The sequence below is a fragment of the Roseobacter sp. genome (assembly GCF_045106495.1).
Taxonomy (GTDB): Bacteria; Pseudomonadota; Alphaproteobacteria; order Rhodobacterales; family Rhodobacteraceae; genus Roseobacter.
On the sequence record NZ_JBGCEQ010000003.1, the window covers coordinates 179,538 to 192,208 of the forward strand.

At 55.2% G+C, this 12,671-nt stretch carries 11 protein-coding genes; 6 read left to right on the forward strand and 5 right to left on the reverse strand.

All coding sequences use genetic code 11. The features are described from left to right. Window positions 1-60: 60 nt before the first annotated feature. From fghA to AB8B75_RS02880, 5 genes are read left to right on the forward strand one after another with little or no spacing between them, the layout of a single operon-like run. Window positions 61-891, forward strand: a complete 831-nt coding sequence (fghA, locus tag AB8B75_RS02860) for an S-formylglutathione hydrolase (RefSeq protein ID WP_405359679.1) — start codon at window positions 61-63, stop codon at window positions 889-891. After that, entirely contained in the window at window positions 888-1,343 is a 456-nt protein-coding gene (locus AB8B75_RS02865) for a YaiI/YqxD family protein (protein ID WP_405359680.1), read from the forward strand. The genes fghA and AB8B75_RS02865 overlap by 4 nt, the downstream gene beginning before the upstream one ends. Window positions 1,344-1,367: 24 nt before the next feature. Beyond that, window positions 1,368-1,988, forward strand: coding sequence for an HAD-IA family hydrolase (locus AB8B75_RS02870; RefSeq protein WP_405359681.1), 621 nt, complete (start codon window positions 1,368-1,370; stop codon window positions 1,986-1,988). Beyond that, entirely contained in the window at window positions 1,985-2,902 is a 918-nt protein-coding gene (locus AB8B75_RS02875; RefSeq protein WP_405359683.1) for an ornithine cyclodeaminase family protein, read from the forward strand. Before AB8B75_RS02870 ends, AB8B75_RS02875 begins: the two co-directional genes overlap by 4 nt. Then, window positions 2,899-3,822, forward strand: a complete 924-nt coding sequence (locus AB8B75_RS02880; RefSeq protein WP_405359685.1) for an alpha/beta fold hydrolase — start codon at window positions 2,899-2,901, stop codon at window positions 3,820-3,822. The genes AB8B75_RS02875 and AB8B75_RS02880 overlap by 4 nt, the downstream gene beginning before the upstream one ends. On the opposite strand, the gene AB8B75_RS02885 is transcribed toward AB8B75_RS02880, so the two are convergent. Continuing rightward, entirely contained in the window at window positions 3,819-5,060 is a 1,242-nt protein-coding gene (locus AB8B75_RS02885) for an MFS transporter (protein ID WP_405359686.1), read from the reverse strand. The genes AB8B75_RS02880 and AB8B75_RS02885 overlap by 4 nt on opposite strands. A 131-nt stretch (window positions 5,061-5,191) precedes the next feature. On the opposite strand from AB8B75_RS02885, the gene zapE reads away from it, so the two are divergent. Beyond that, a complete protein-coding gene (gene zapE, locus AB8B75_RS02890) occupies window positions 5,192-6,250 on the forward strand; it encodes a cell division protein ZapE (protein ID WP_405359687.1) in 1,059 nt (352 codons plus the stop codon). Window positions 6,251-6,337: 87 nt separating this feature from the next. Here zapE and AB8B75_RS02895 read toward each other — a convergent pair whose 3' ends face one another. From AB8B75_RS02895 to AB8B75_RS02910, 4 genes are read right to left on the reverse strand one after another with little or no spacing between them, the layout of a single operon-like run. Continuing rightward, window positions 6,338-7,612: a bifunctional folylpolyglutamate synthase/dihydrofolate synthase gene (locus AB8B75_RS02895; protein ID WP_405359688.1), complete on the reverse strand. Its 1,275-nt coding sequence runs from the start codon at window positions 7,610-7,612 to the stop codon at window positions 6,338-6,340. Next, the gene (accD, locus tag AB8B75_RS02900; RefSeq protein WP_405359689.1) at window positions 7,609-8,562 is read right to left on the reverse strand and encodes an acetyl-CoA carboxylase, carboxyltransferase subunit beta; all 954 of its coding nucleotides are present in this window, start codon (window positions 8,560-8,562) and stop codon (window positions 7,609-7,611) included. The genes AB8B75_RS02895 and accD overlap by 4 nt, the downstream gene beginning before the upstream one ends. Window positions 8,563-8,620: 58 nt before the next feature. After that, on the reverse strand, window positions 8,621-9,520 hold the full coding sequence (locus AB8B75_RS02905; RefSeq protein WP_405359690.1) for a CPBP family intramembrane glutamic endopeptidase: 900 nt from the start codon (window positions 9,518-9,520) through the stop codon (window positions 8,621-8,623). Between the two features lie 11 nt (window positions 9,521-9,531). Continuing rightward, window positions 9,532-12,624: an ABC transporter transmembrane domain-containing protein gene (locus AB8B75_RS02910; RefSeq protein WP_405360174.1), complete on the reverse strand. Its 3,093-nt coding sequence runs from the start codon at window positions 12,622-12,624 to the stop codon at window positions 9,532-9,534. Between the last annotated feature and the right edge of the window lie 47 nt (window positions 12,625-12,671).

Below are 12,671 nucleotides of genomic sequence, written 5' to 3' on the forward strand. Positions count from 1 at the left end.
GGGCTTGCCGGATACCCCAGCAAAGGGTAGCCAACAGAAAACACCTGCAAGGAGACTGCCATGGAAACCATCTCGGAAAATGCCTGTTTCGGAGGCACCCAGGGTGTTTACACCCACGCCTCGGAAAGCTGTGCCTGCGACATGACCTTTGGATTGTTTCTGCCACAGGAAGTCAAAGATGCCCCCGTCCCATTGCTTTGGTATCTCTCCGGTCTGACATGTACCCATGAAAACGCCATGTCCAAAGCTGGCGCGCAGGGCTGGGCGGCTGAACACGGCATCGCGCTGGTTTTCCCGGACACCTCGCCACGTGGCGAAGGCGTTGCAGATGACGAAGCCTATGATCTCGGTCAGGGCGCCGGTTTTTATGTCAACGCCACGGAAACGCCATGGGCGCCCCACTTTCAGATGTGGGACTACATCACCAGCGATTTGCCCACACTGCTGGAGCGGAATTTCGATTTGGACATGTCGCGTCAATCGATAACCGGGCACTCGATGGGTGGGCACGGTGCGCTGACAATGGCGATGTCACTGCCGGGGCGTTTCCGATCTGTCTCGGCGTTTGCGCCAATATCGAACCCCACCGCCAGCGATTGGGGTCGCAAACAGCTGACCGCCTATCTGGGCACAGATGAAACGAAATGGGCCGGACATGACGCCACATTGCTGATGCAGGAAAACGGCTTTGACGGGCCGATCCTCATCGACACTGGCAGCAAGGATCAGTTCATAGACTTGCTGAAGCCCGAAGCTCTCGCTGAAGCCACTGCAAAACGGCGACAACAGGCAACACTGCGCCTGCAACCGGGGTATGATCACAGCTACTTTTTTGTCTCCACCTTCATGGAAGAACACCTGGCCTTTCACGCAGACGCGCTCCACACATGACCGCGCTCTACATTGATGCGGATGCCTGCCCGGTCAAAGCCGAGGCTGAAAAGGTCGCAACCCGGCACCGCGTCAAAATGTACGTTGTGTCAAATGGCGGGCTTCGGCCTTCACAAAATCCATTGGTCGAAACCGTGATCGTGCCGGACGGCCCGGATGTGGCAGATATGTGGATCGCCGACCGGTGCGGCAGGGGCGATGTGGTGATCACGGGCGACATTCCACTGGCTGCAAAATGTGTCGAAGCCGGCGCACAGGTGCTCAAGCACAATGGCGAAGCGTTGACATCCGCCAATATCGGCAACGTTTTGGCAACACGAGACCTGATGACAGATCTGCGCGCCGCCGATCCTTTTCGCCAGGGCGGCGGCAAGGGCTTTACAAAAGCCGACCGCTCCCGTTTTCTGGACGCGTTGGAACGATCTCTGAGAAGCGCCAAATCAACCCTCTGACTAGACTGAAATATAGGGCCTGTCATGAAACCAAAAGCGGTGATTTTTGACATCGGGAATGTCCTGATAGAATGGCAACCCGAAAGGTTTTATGACGCCGTTATTGGCGAAGACCGCCGCCGCGCCATGTTTGCCGACGTCGATTTGCATGCGATGAACGAACTTGTTGATCTGGGACATCCTTTTGCCGAAACCATCTATGCGCAGGCCGATGCGCTGCCGCAATGGCGGGACGAAATTCGAATGTGGCACGACCGCTGGATCGAAATGGCGACCCCGGTGATTGATCATTCAGTGCGTTTGATGAAAGCTCTGCAGACCAAGGGCGTACCGGTGTTTTCGCTGACGAACTTTGGCATTGACAGCTATGCGTTTGCCGCCACGCATTACCCGTTTTTGAACGCTTTTGATCGGGATTTCATCTCCGGCCACATGCGCGTGACGAAACCAAACCCGGAGATTTATCGTCAGGTCCAGGCCACATCCGGCCTGCAAGGGTCCGAGATCATCTTCACCGATGATCGAACCGAGAACATTCACGCAGCCGACGATTACGGCTGGCAAACGCATCTTTTCGAAGGCCCGCAAGGGTGGGCAAACCGGCTGGTTGACGTAGGTTTGTTATCTCAGAGCGAAGCGCAATGAGCACAGCAATCATACCGTTTGACGCAGGCGAAGCGCGGCTGGAATGGATTGCGTTAACAGATGCGCTAGCCGCCGGGCACTTGTTGCCCAAGGCCGAGATCGCAGATACGTTTCTCTACCGCGATCCCGACACGCTTTTGAACCGCGCCGCTTGGATCGATGGTTTGGGCCTCGCCGTAAAATCCGCAACGATTTTCCCGGGAAACCTGGAAAAGGGAAACAGTGCCATCAACGGTGGCGTCATGCTGTTTTCAGACGACCACGGGACATTGCAGGCGATCATTGATTTCCACCTTGTCACCAAATGGAAAACGGCGGCCGACAGCTTGCTGGCCGCCCGACGGCTTGCACGGCCTGACAGCCGAATCATCCTGCTCGTGGGCGCAGGCACGCAAGCACACGCGTTGTATGCGGCCTACAGTGCAGTCTTTCCACAAGCGCATTTTACTGTGTGGAACAGGACTCGGGAAACAGCACAAAAAATGGTGGCGACCCTTCCAAATCTCACGGTTGCGGACAATTTGGAAAGTGCGGTGCGCACTGCGGATATTGTCGCCAGTGCGACCATGTCAACCGATCCGTTGATAATGGGTGACTGGCTTCAGCCGGGCCAACACATTGATCTGATAGGCGCCTACCGCCCCGATATGCGAGAGGTAGATGACACCGCCCTTACCCGTGGGAGATTGTTTGTCGACAGCCTCGATACGACCGTGGGGCATATCGGCGAGCTTAAAATTCCGATCGAAACCGGCGTGATCACCGCAGAAAATATCGTAGCAGATTATTACCGACCGGGCGACTTCAAGCGCGAATCCGATAACGAAATCACCATTTTCAAAAATGGCGGCGGCGCACATCTCGACCTGATGACATGTCGCTACATTCTGGAACGGTGGGAGGATACGGCTTGATCTGGCTCCTTTTCATTCCCGTAAGCATTTTGGCCTACCCGTGGGCCATCGAGGCGATGCGCAAACCGATGAACCAGAAGGCGCGCGCGCAAGCACCTGGAAGCTTCGCCAACCTGTCGCAGGGCGTCACGCATTATCAGTGGTATGGCGCAGATACCGGCCCAGTCGCAGTCTGCATACACGGATTGACGACTCCCAGCTTTGTTTGGCGCGGGGTGGCACAAGGTCTGGTAATGATGGGGTTTCGCGTTCTGGTATACGACCTCTACGGTCGAGGTTTTTCTGATCGTCCCCACGGCCTGCAAGATCGTGCATTCTTCATGCAACAACTGGCCGATCTTCTGGCCGATCAAGGCCTGGAAGACGATATCACCCTTTTGGGATATTCGATGGGCGGGGCGATTTCGGCCATCTTTGCGGCCAGCCAACCGGATCGTATCAGGCAACTGATTTTACTGGCACCCGCCGGGATGAAACCCGTTCAAACAGGCAATCTGGGATTTGCTCTAAAGCTGCCGGTGATCGGCGCATGGCTGATATTGTCCCGATATCCAGCGATATTGCGCAAGGCGATTGCTACGGAGAAATCCGGACCGAACCGCGTTGAAGGCATCAGCGACCGGCAAAAGGCCGAGCTGAACTGGCGCGGCTTCATTCGCTCTGTAAGAGCAAGTTTGACCGGTCTGCTTTCTGAAGATTTGGCTAATGACCATATGACCCTCAAGACTGAAGGCGTACCGCTGCTCGCTATTTGGGGCGCTGAGGATGACGTCATCCCTCTGACTTGTGCGGACAAGCTTACGGATTTGAACGCAAATGCTCAGAACGAAGCGGTTGAAGGGGCGGGCCATGGCTTGATTTACTCCCACACTGCAGATGTTTTGGAACACATCGATCACTTCACCCGGCAGTCCGTTTAGGTTGTACGCAAACCTTCCAGCCTGCGTTCGCGTATCGGCAGGTGGATCAGCGCACTGAAGGCGCCGACACCCACACCGATCCACCACACCAGTGTATAGTCGCCATAGACATCATACATCCGCCCTCCCAGCCAAACCCCCAGAAAGCTGCCCAATTGGTGGCTTAGAAAAACGATTCCATAAAGCGTGCCCATATAGCGCAGACCATAGATATGCGCGACCAGGCCAGAGGTTAGCGGGATTGTCGCAAGCCACAGCGAGCCCATAGCAATGGAGAACAAGATGACGCTCGCGGGTGTGATCGGAAAGATGATGAACAAGGCCGCAACAACGGTCCGGCCCGTATATATGCCAGCCAGGAGGTATTTTTTGGTGTAGTGTTTGCCAGCCCATCCAGCCAGCAATGTGCCCCCAATGTTCGTAATGCCAATCAGCGATATGGACACCGCGCCGAGTGCTGACGTTGTGCTGATCCCCATTGAGTCCAAAGTACCACCCGGCATTATCGGACCACAAAGCTCTGTGACAAAGGCTGGGAAATGCGCGGTGATAAAGGCAATTTGGTATCCGCAGGAGAAAAAACCCAAGTAGATGAACGTATAGGATGGGTCGCGAAAGGCTTTGACCAGGATTTGTCCAAGGCTTTCTTCCAGATCTGACCTTGTGGCCATCACCGGCGCGCGCATCATCGGCAAGCTCAGCAACACCAGAATGATCGCGGCAGCAAAGAGCAAAAACGTGCTTTGCCAAGTCATGAAACCCAGTAGCCATTCGGCAATGGGCGGTCCAAAGATTTGCCCACCGCTACCCGCCGCCGAAACAATTGCGAGTGACATCGACCTGTTTTCATCGGATGCGGCACGGCCTACCACTGCCAAAATCACGCCAAAACCCGTGCCGGCAATGCCAAAGCCGATGAGCCAAGCATAGAGTTGATGTTCTATGGGCGTTGACGACTGGGCCGACAATACCAACCCAAGGGCATAGACAAATGCGCCCAATACAATCGATTTTCGGTCTCCAATTTTTTCGGCCAAAGCGCCAAACAGCGGCTGGCCGATACCCCAAGCCAGGTTTTGAATGGCAATCGCCAGCGAGAATTCGGCCCGCAGCCAGCCGAATTCCTCTGCAATGGGAATCTGAAAAACGCCAAAAGTCGATCGGATCGCAAAACTGACGATAATGATGACACAGCTGACAATAAGGACTGGCGTAAAAAGCGGCGTGCGAGGTTGCATGACATGTACTCCTCCGCGCGACAGTAACCATGTTGTTTTTGGGGTCAAATCAACGATCGTGAAAAAGCCATCATAACGTCTGATACATCAGCAGCCTTTTCTAAGAGACAACAGCAAGTTATTGAAACATCATGGAAACGCTCAACGACATTTATCACGGCCTGATTGACGCGGGTGAATTGCAAGCAGATGAAGCGCAACTCACCGTCATGCCGGAGTTTGACCGCATCCGGGCTGCACTCAGTGCGCCGGTTAAAAAGGGTCTTTTTCGCAAGGCCCCGGAACCTCCGAACGGTCTCTATCTCTGGGGCGGCGTCGGGCGTGGAAAATCTATGCTGATGGACCTGTTCGTGGAACATTTGGGCGACATTCCCGCACGCCGGGTCCACTTTCACGCATTCATGCAAGAAATCCACTCTGCGATACATGAAGTGCGCAAAACCGAGGTTGAAGATGCCATTGCGCCAGTTGCTGCGGATGTCGCAGCGTCGGTGCGTCTACTCGCCTTTGACGAAATGCAGATCAGTGACATCACCGATGCCATGATTGTTGGCAGGTTGTTTCAGGCGCTCTTTGAGGACGGCGTCGTTGTTGTAACAACCTCCAACCGGATACCGGATGAACTTTACAAGAACGGGCTAAACCGCGACCTGTTTTTACCTTTCATCGCCTTGATCAAAGAGAAAATGAACGTCATCGAACTGGCCAGCCCAACGGACTATCGGCAGGATCGTTTGGGCGGGCAGCCGGTGTATTTCACACCGGTGAATGCTGAGGCACGCGCCACGATGGATACCGTTTGGCGCGATCTCGCAGGAGGACCGGGCGCGCCTTTGACCCTTAAGGTTAAGGGTCGTGAGGTGACACTACCCGCTTTTCGCAACGGCGTCGCGCGCACCGGGTTCCATGAGCTGTGTGGCAGACCTTTGGGGCCCGCCGATTTTCTGACACTGGCAGAAGCCGTGAAGGTTTTGATGATCGATGGCATACCCACTCTCTCGCGCGACAATTTCAACGAAGCGAAAAGGTTCGTGACGCTTATTGATGCACTCTACGAGGCCAAGGTCAGGTTAATCTGTTCGGCAGCTGCGAAGCCGGAAATGCTCTATCTCGAGGGTGAAGGTACGTTTGAGTTTGAGCGCACAGCGTCGCGACTGCGCGAGATGCAATCCGAAGGTTGGGGCCTTTAAGGTGGGCTCTTGGATCTGGCTTTGGCAAGTGTCCATTATGCCCACGTATTTCGCCGCAAATTGTGCACCACGAATAATTAGAGCTTGTCAGGCGTTTTCTCGCAACACCGCCCCGGCCAAATAGAGCGAGCCGCAAATGAGTACACGCGCATTTGGGGTGTGCGTCACAATGCCCGATAAGGCCTCTTGTAGACTATCCGCCGTTTGTACATCGAAACCCACGTCACGGGCGGCCTCGGCTGTCTTTTCAGCGGGCAATGTGTTGGCCTCATTAGGAATGGAAATGGCACTCAATCCATCGGCCACATCAGCCAGAGGCCGCAAATATCCAACGACGTCTTTGGTGTTGAGCATGCCACAAATCAGGTAGGTTGGGCGCGCAGACATGTTACGCAAATGCGTCGCGAGGGCCTCGCCCGCAGCCGGATTATGCCCCCCATCAAGCCATAACTCCGCATCTGGCGCACCGTTCACCAGCGGGCCGCTTACCAAGCGCTGCAAGCGCGCGGGCCATTCGGCCTGCGTCACCGCGGCCTCGCAGACATCAGACCCGCAGCCCAAGTATCGAAGCACGGCAAGTGCTGTCCCTGCATTCATGATCTGATGGTCCCCTGGCAGGTTCGGGCGCGACAAATCCAGTAGACCGGTGTCATCCTGATAGATCATGCGATCACGCTCAGGCCCTGCGTGCCAGTGCTGACCAAAGGCGCACAATGGCGCACCGGTGCGCTCTGCCACCTCTTCAATGACCTCTAAACCGTCCTCTTGCTGACGTGCAACGACACAAGGTATCCCGCGCTTCAGAATGCCCGCCTTTTCAAAGGCAATCTTGGCAAGGGTGTCGCCCAAAAACTGCTGGTGGTCGATCGAGACCGGCGTGATGGCCGTAACTCTGGGGTTTGCGATCACGTTGGTGGCGTCCAGCCGACCGCCCAACCCCACTTCGAGCAGAGTATAATCCGCAGGCGCGCGAGAAAACGCCAGCAAAGCCGCACAGGTCGTGATCTCGAAATAGGTGATGTTTTCGCCGTTGTTGGCAGCATAGCACTCATCCAAAACTGCCGTCAGATCTGGCTCCGATATCAATGTTCCAGAGACGCGGATACGCTCATGGAACCGCGCCAGATGCGGGCTGGTATAGGCATGCACCCGGTGGCCCGCGGCCTCAAGACCCGCGCGGATCATCGCCTGCGTAGACCCTTTGCCGTTTGTGCCGGCAATATGGATCACGGGGGGCAACGCATTTTGCGGATTGCCCAAGGCATCGAGCAACCGCCACATGCGATCCAGTGTCAGATCAATGATCTTGGGGTGCAGGGCCATCATCCGCTCCAGGATGGTGTCCGAGTTTGGAGCGGTCATTTTTTGGCGGTCGTTGGCGGGGTATCTTTCGCACCACTGGCCGTTGAGGGGGCAACCTCCGCGGTGACCTTAGGCGGTGGCAAATCACCGCGAACGGCTGGTGGCAATCCCAGCAACATCCGCGTAATCGTGATCAATTCATCACGCATCTTGCCGCGCGGTGTCACCCTATCCAGCATGCCGTGGTCCAGCAGATACTCCGCCCTCTGGAACCCTTCGGGCAGCTTTTCTCGGATTGTTTGTTCGATCACACGTGGTCCGGCAAAACAGATCAGCGCGTTTGGTTCGGCAATGTGGACGTCTCCCAACATGGCGTAGCTTGCCGTCACGCCACCGGTCGTCGGATGCGTCAAAACGACGATATAGGGCAGCCCGGCTTCTTTGAGCATCTGCACCGCAACGGTTGTTCGCGGCATCTGCATTAGGCTCAGAATGCCCTCCTGCATCCGCGCACCACCGGCCGCTGAGAACAAGATCAACGGGCGCTTGAGTCTCACGGCTTCCTGCGCTGCAACAATAATGGCATTACCGACATACATGCCCATTGAGCCAGCCATGAAATCAAAATCCTGCGCCGCGGCAACAATGGGCGTACGCCCAATTTCGCCCGCAGCAACCAACATCGCCTCGGTTTCGGAGGTTTGTTTCTGCGCGGCCTTCAAGCGATCCGGATACCGTTTTTGGTCGCGAAAACTCAACGGGTCCGGCTTCGGCGCTTCGACTTCAATTTCGGTGAAAATACCACCATCAAAGAGCGCAACAAACCTGTCACGCGCCGTGATATGCATGTGGTGGTCGCAATTTGTGCACACATTCAAATTGTCAGAGACTTCGCGGTGAAACAGCATGGTGCCGCACTCAGGGCATTTGGTCCACAGGTTGTCCGGCGTCTCACGGCGCGAGAAAATCGAATTGATTCTCGGCCGGACATAGTTTGTGATCCAGTTCATGTGGCTATCCTTTGGCGTCCCTTAGACTCTAGTTAATCGCGTCGCGGGCAAAGTGCAATCAACGCCGGATCGCAAGCCGAGCCGCAAGCCAGCTTACGATCATGAACCCGAAGTCGACAGGCAACCAGGCACGCACCGCCTCGCTGTCTCCCAGCGAAAAGGGGCTCAGATAAAGCGCAAGTCCCGATAGATTGTCTGGCAAGGAAATGATCAGGATCGCAGTGACGTTGTTGGCGAAATGCACCGCAATGGCAGGGCCCAAAGTGCCAGCTCGCGCCGTCAGATCCGCCATCAGCACGCCAAACGCAACGGCCCAGATCGCGATCGCGGTTGCATTCGTACCCGCCTCTTCCGGCATGTAATGCCCAAGGCCGAAAAGGACCGCGGGAAAGAGCATCCAGATCAGCGGTGAGTTGAATCGCGCCGCAAGTTGTTGCTGGATGTAACCTCGAAACAACACCTCTTCGGCACTTACTTGAATCAGAACCGCCAACAGTGAAAATGGCAGCAAAATGAGCCATCTGCTCAGCTTCATGTTGAACTCAACCGGAGCACCCATGTCCCAAGGAGGCAGGATCCAGATCAAGAGATTGATTAGCACCAACAAGGTCAGAACGGCGCGCATCTGCGCCCAGCAGAGTGGTAAATCCCCGAAAATACCAGCAAAACCGCGACTGTGAACAACGCGCAAGGCGATCGCAACGCCGAGGATAATGAAGCCAAAACCTCCCAAAACCACGTACATCGCAAGAGGTGTGGATCCCGCCAGAAGTTTTTCCGAAAAAGCTGGCGCGTTCTTGCCCTGCCAGGTCAAAAGCGTGCGAAGTAGCGTTTGATTGCAGATCAGGAAGATGCCGGTGGCGATGATCAGCCCAATGATGAGGCGCCAGATCTGAGCTGTCTCTCGCAAGGGGCTCAGCAATTGCAGGTACGCACGATATGCGGAGGTAAGCAACATGCGCGCTTCCCTTAACCGTCCGTCTTTTCGTCTGTGCCTTGTGTTCCCTGAGGAACGCTGACACGCGCTTCGCGCAATAGCCCTGCCGCACCGGTTAAATGCCCTGCCACAGTCTTCAACAACTGCATCAACACATTTGGATCCGTTTCGATCACCGAGCGGAATTCATCGGCGCCAATGCGTAGAAATTTCGTGTCCTTTTGCGCAACAAGGTCGAGCTGGCGCGGTTCATCCAGAATAACCGCAAGATCGCCGATCAACCGACCCGGACCGACAGCTGTAACATCATGCCAAACGTCGTCATCATCGCGGTATCCCATCATTGCGTCGCCAGATAGACACAAATAGGCTGCATCCGCCCGCTCGCCCATTGCAAAGATCCGCGTATCCTCTGGCGCATGGTACCATTGCGCCGAAAACGCCAGCAAGCGCTGGCTGCGCGAGTCCAAATTAGCAAACAGATCAGTGCGGGATATCACGCGTATTTTGCGGCGCAGATCGTCCGATCCGCTGTCAGCACCCGCCTGCACTTCTGGTTGTTCAACGCCGTCAATGCGCCCATTTTTGATCTCGACGAACATATCGTAGGCCGTGGGGTTTTCGAATTTGTTCTCTAGAAAGAGCATTGTGGCCTTGGGCAGCAGATCCCGCAGTTTCGCACGCGTTTGTTTCCGGTTCTCCGCATCATGGCTGGCCAAAACAGTATCCAGGATCAGGATATCTGGACGTTTGATCCCGGCGCGGCTGAAAGCGGCGCGTTCCTGAAATACGCTAGCTAGGTTTGTCCCACCCAAACCCGTTCGAATGTCGAGAATGGTCTCCGCTACCTGTCGCTTGAGGTGATGTTCCGTCAGCACTTCGCCCACCAGGTCTTCGATCAATTCACCCTGCACACCTGCCATTGCAGAAATACGGCCGTAGAGAGCGTTTTCCAAAAGCGTGAGGCGCGGCAAGTAGTTCTCTATCGCGATGGGTACAAAAAGCCCGCGCATCCGTTCGCGCATTTCTTCACTTTTGGTCCGGCGGATTTCAAGAATTTCCTGTTTGAAGCTTTCGGGGAAGCCCGGTCCAATCTGCTCCGCTGTGAAAGCAAAGGGCACTGTAAGAAGCAACGAAAACTCTTCTTCGGTAAGCGCCTGATCACCCTTTTCCTGACGGCGGGTGGCAATATCGACCAACCGCTCATAGAGCTCATCTTCGATGCCCAACGCGGTGAAAAGCGGGTGGCCGGTCCCATCCCGGCCAAAGGTCTGGTGCAAGGTTTCGATCAGAGTTTGCGAGATTGCGATCCCCTGCTCTGCGAGACCCAATTCCGAAATCAAAGCCAGAAAACTGCGTTCAGCAGCGAGGCCGCGCTGCGAAATGTCGCGTTTTGGCGATGCAAACATCAGGTTGCCGCCTAGCGGGGTGGAAGGATTGAACTCATCAGGATTGAAGCGGTTCACAAAACCATCGAGTTTGCGCTCCACAAGCTTTTCATAGACCTCCTCGCGAAGGCCCACCACATCGGCAGCAAGCTTTGTATGCATTTCCGGATCGATGCGCGACATCAGCATGCGGCGGAACATAAGCTCGTCCAGCCCCATCGCTTCGACCAACTGGAACCACCAGCCGCGGATTTCTTCTGCACTGTTCAACCCAGCAAGACCCGGATCAATCCAATCTGCCTGGATGCTGTCTAGACTGTTCCCAGAACGTTCCGCCTCCATCTTTTTTCTATCTTTGCGGTCAGGATCCCACAAAACAGTTTTCGGACTGGACTTGAGCGGCATCAAAAGGTTGTCGCCGAGTGTTCCGTCAAACAAGTAGGGTCTCGAATGTGCATAACCGATGCGTGCCGCGATCACGGCTTGGTGCAATTCAGCAAGATCGTGACCCGAAACTGTGACGCTGCCGCGCGCTGGCATGACCTCTCGGGTAAGAACTTCCGCAAGCGCCGTGCGCTCGATCTGGCTGCTGGCCTGAATAGCGACGCGTGCACCGGCTGGAATTTCCAGATTGATGTTCTCTAACACCGCATTCCCGTCTGAATTACGCACCGTGACATTTCGGATCGATATCGCGCCATCCAAATGCGGGACTTCTTCTGGCTCCCCTTCCATAAGGTGATCGTCAATCATACCTTTGGGCGCGAAACGCTCGGTTACGATCTCCCAGCGCAGCGACATGTCCTGCACCTGATTGTAGTAAGTCAACAGCTCCTTCCAGGGAGAGCTGAGATCCTTGTAGGCCGCCAATGCCGCTACCAATGCGCCAACTGTGATCTCGCCTTGGATTGCCAGATAACCGCCCGCAGAATAGAAAAAGAAAGGTGTCAGCTGTGTAATGAAGTTGTTGAGAAACTTCATGAAGAATTTCTTTTTGTAGATCTGGAACCGAATGTCGAAAAGACGCCCCAGTCGGTCCGTGAACCCTGCCAAACGGAATCGCAGGCCGCCATTTGTGCGCAAATCTCCTATACCTGCGGCCGTTTCCCCGATCTCGGAGGCAAAACTGCGCACTTCGACGATCCGCTTTTTGTTCAGCTGATTGATTTGCCGTTGCAAGATCGGAATGACGTAGGCTTGCAATGGGATCAAGGCGACACCGGCCAGACCAAACCAAATGCTCTGCGCAAAGAGAAAAATGACGATAATCAGCATCTGCCCGGCCTGGAACACCGGTTGCGCAACCGCGTCACCCATCAGCCCGCCCATAGGTTCGGCCTCAGAAGTCACCATTGATACCAATTCACCCTGGCTGGTGTTTCGGAAATAGGCGCTTGGAAAACGGGTCATTCGGTTGATCAGCTGATACCTGAAACGCCGCAAAAGCCGCTCGGCCAGGACGCCCTTCATTGTGTTCAGGCGCATTTTCAGCACCCCGTGTAAAAGAACCGCGGCCAAGTAGAGGAAACACAGAACCATCAGGAATTCCGTTTGGGTCAACGTGTAACTGAATACGTCAATACTGTTGTCCAGTGCCCCGATAGCATCGTTAATGATGCGCTTTGGCAGCTCCAGCGTGGCGTAGAGAAATGGGAAGGTGAACAGCGTAAAGAACAGCAAAAACAGTTGTTCTCGCTTGGAAAATTTCCAAATGAACGCAAAGAGAGAGGATTCCATCATACGGCTTTCGGTATCGGGCTGACGTCTGAGCCACTGCGGGTCGC

Bases quoted from the DNA above. Each gene is read 5' to 3' on its own strand.
- AB8B75_RS02905 (WP_405359690.1), bottom strand. From the start codon at position 9,520: ATGTTGCTTACCTCCGCATATCGTGCGTACCTGCAATTGCTGAGCCCC.
- AB8B75_RS02910 (WP_405360174.1), bottom strand. From the start codon at position 12,624: ATGGAATCCTCTCTCTTTGCGTTCATTTGGAAATTTTCCAAGCGAGAA.
- AB8B75_RS02870 (WP_405359681.1), top strand. From the start codon at position 1,368: ATGAAACCAAAAGCGGTGATTTTTGACATCGGGAATGTCCTGATAGAA.
- zapE (WP_405359687.1), top strand. From the start codon at position 5,192: ATGGAAACGCTCAACGACATTTATCACGGCCTGATTGACGCGGGTGAA.
- AB8B75_RS02885 (WP_405359686.1), bottom strand. From the start codon at position 5,060: ATGCAACCTCGCACGCCGCTTTTTACGCCAGTCCTTATTGTCAGCTGT.
- AB8B75_RS02895 (WP_405359688.1), bottom strand. From the start codon at position 7,612: ATGACCGCTCCAAACTCGGACACCATCCTGGAGCGGATGATGGCCCTG.
- AB8B75_RS02875 (WP_405359683.1), top strand. From the start codon at position 1,985: ATGAGCACAGCAATCATACCGTTTGACGCAGGCGAAGCGCGGCTGGAA.
- accD (WP_405359689.1), bottom strand. From the start codon at position 8,562: ATGAACTGGATCACAAACTATGTCCGGCCGAGAATCAATTCGATTTTC.
- fghA (WP_405359679.1), top strand. From the start codon at position 61: ATGGAAACCATCTCGGAAAATGCCTGTTTCGGAGGCACCCAGGGTGTT.
- AB8B75_RS02865 (WP_405359680.1), top strand. From the start codon at position 888: ATGACCGCGCTCTACATTGATGCGGATGCCTGCCCGGTCAAAGCCGAG.